3 protein-coding genes are annotated in these 2536 nt (G+C 34.5%); all 3 read left to right on the forward strand.

Going from position 1 to position 2536, the window contains the following annotated elements; translation table 11 throughout:
- The first annotated feature begins 92 nt into the window (after positions 1-92).
- The 3 genes from istA to EKG35_RS20445 are packed head-to-tail and all read left to right on the forward strand — an operon-like array spanning position 93 to position 2446.
- On the forward strand, positions 93-1382 hold the full coding sequence (istA, locus tag EKG35_RS20435) for an IS21 family transposase (protein ID WP_126296388.1): 1290 nt from the start codon (positions 93-95) through the stop codon (positions 1380-1382).
- Complete coding sequence (gene istB, locus EKG35_RS20440; RefSeq protein WP_126296389.1) at positions 1375-2139, forward strand: IS21-like element helper ATPase IstB; 765 nt, start codon at positions 1375-1377, stop codon at positions 2137-2139. The genes istA and istB overlap by 8 nt, the downstream gene beginning before the upstream one ends.
- Before the next feature lies 1 nt (position 2140).
- On the forward strand, positions 2141-2446 hold the full coding sequence (locus EKG35_RS20445; protein WP_126296390.1) for a hypothetical protein: 306 nt from the start codon (positions 2141-2143) through the stop codon (positions 2444-2446).
- Positions 2447-2536: the final 90 nt, after the last annotated feature.

Genomic DNA, 2536 nt, shown 5'->3' on the forward strand with positions numbered 1-2536 from the left:
TATAAATGCTAACTTAAGAATGTACAGTATTGATTGTTTAAGTATGTACAGTTTCGACAATAAGATACATAATATTCCTGAGGTGGGATGTTATGTATATGCAAATTAACGTAAATACAAATATTGAAATTAACACTCTAGCAGATTTACCTAAATTAAAATTGTTAATGGAGAGTTTGAAAATGAAGATTAATAAGAGTAAGTTAGCTCGGGATATGGGAGTGGATCGGAGGACTATTGATAAATATCTGCAAGGTTACGAGCCGAATAATAAACGGAACCGAACATCAAAAATTGATGAATATTATGAAGTGATATCGCTGCTTTTATCAGAGGATTCTAACCAGAAATTTTACTACAAGAGGGTACTTTGGCAATACTTAAAAGATAATCATGGTTTAGTTTGTGGGCAATCAACTTTTAGAAGATACATCTTAAGTAAACCCGAATTTCAACGTTATTTTGAATCAGAGAAACGCAAAAGTTCAGTTAATGAGGTCATTCGTTTTGAAACACCACCAGCTGAACAAGCACAGTTAGATTGGAAAGAAAATATCAGATACATTACCAAAGATGGGGAAATCCTTTACGTGAATGTATGTGTACTCTTACTTGCCTATTCTAGATTTAGAACCTTCAATCTATCAATCTCTAAGTCTCAGAGTATATTATTATCCTTCCTTACGGAAAGTTTTGAAGCATTTGGAGGAGTTCCTAAAACCATTTTGACAGATAATATGAAAACCGTAATGGACGAGCCTCGAACTGAATATCAACGAGGAAAAGTGAATGAAAAATTTTTTCAATTCTCTAAAGATATGGGGTTTGAAGTGAAGCCTTGCATCGCCGGAAGGCCGAGGACAAAAGGTAAAGTAGAGGCCCCGATGAAAATACTTGATGAGCTACACGCGTACCAAGGAAAGTTTGACTATGAGGAGCTTCATCAGTTTGTGCAGAAACTTTGCGATCGGATCAACAACAGTTACCATCAAGGAACAGGGAAAATTCCAATCCTAGCTCTAAAAAATGAAAGAAATCTCTTATCCCCATTACCACATGAACGAATAAGAGATTCCTATAAAATTCATCATAAACTTGTGAAAGTAAATCCATCTAATATGATCTCTTTCAAATCCAACCAGTATTCAGTACCAACTGGATACATCGGGAAAACGCTTGGTTTACAAGTCTATGATAACCATATCTATGTCTATTATAACACGGATTTAATTGTTCAACATCCTATTCGCCAATCAAAAATCAATTATAAGCCCGAGCATTACGTAAATACCTTAGCGAGAGGGCTACCCTCTTCTACGAACATTGAAGAACTGGCAAGGAAAAATTTAGAGGCAATTAATGAGGTGTATAAAAATGAATAGTAGTTATAACAAGCTTGTGCAGAATTTAGAGTATTTAAAGTTAAAGCAGATGATAGTCCATCTGGATGAAACCATTGATTTTATGACGAATAACCAGTTGTCATTTACAGATACACTAATCAAACTGACAGATTATGAGATTGATATGAAGGAAGTAAACATGGTCAAATCTATGGTAAAGGTAGGTGCCTTCCCACATTTGAAAGAAATAAAGGATTTTGATTTTGATTTTCAACCATCGATTAATAAACAACAAATATTGGACTTTACAACCTTACGGTTTATTGAACAAAAAGAGAACGTCGTTTTCTTAGGGCCGAGTGGCGTAGGAAAAACCCATTTAGCAACCGCTATTGGAATCGCAGCTGCCAAGAAAAGAACGAGCACCTATTTTATCAAGTGCAATGATTTAATCATGAATTTAAAAAGGGCAAAACTTGAAAACCGCTTAGAAAATAGGCTCAAACACTATGCAAAATACAGGCTTTTAATTATCGATGAAATTGGGTATCTACCCATTGACGCAGAAGATGCGAAGCTATTTTTTCAACTTATAGATATGAGATATGAACAGAAAAGTACTATTTTAACAACAAACGCTAGTTTCAAATCGTGGGGAGAAATATTTCAAGATCCTAAAATAGCGAATGCGATTTTAGACAGAGTTCTTCATCATGCCACAGTGGTCAATATTATCGGGGATTCCTATCGACTAAAAGACCATTTTAACAAAGATACGAAACAAGGTGATAGATAACATGAGTGTGTCAAAAGCGATCAAATTTTTTAATTCTTATGGAGTAAAGTGTGATAATAAATTAGTTGAGGAATGGCTTAAAAGCTATTCCATTAATAACGGATTGCCTGAAGACTTTTGTGAAAAAGATCTATACGCCTTTAATGAATGGTATTTATGGAAAGACACAGCTTACGAAGAAGGCATAGATGAACAAACCAAAATCGAAAGATTAATCGAGGAAATAAATGAGCTGAAAAGTGAAGTAGCTAGCTTAAAAGAGGAAAAAGAAGAATTACAAAATCAGCTTGGCATACCACCCTTTTAAAGAATACTTCCCCCATCCCAGTGGTTGGGGGAATCAAAAATGTACATTCTTAAACGAACGAAAATGTACATTATATAGTTGACATTTATA

Origin of the sequence: Lysinibacillus telephonicus, assembly GCF_003966145.1 — a bacterium.
In the GTDB taxonomy this organism is placed as follows: Bacteria; Bacillota; Bacilli; order Bacillales_A; family Planococcaceae; genus Ureibacillus; species Ureibacillus telephonicus.

Bases quoted from the DNA above. Each gene is read 5' to 3' on its own strand.
- istA (WP_126296388.1), top strand. From the start codon at position 93: ATGTATATGCAAATTAACGTAAATACAAATATTGAAATTAACACTCTA.
- istB (WP_126296389.1), top strand. From the start codon at position 1,375: ATGAATAGTAGTTATAACAAGCTTGTGCAGAATTTAGAGTATTTAAAG.
- EKG35_RS20445 (WP_126296390.1), top strand. From the start codon at position 2,141: ATGAGTGTGTCAAAAGCGATCAAATTTTTTAATTCTTATGGAGTAAAG.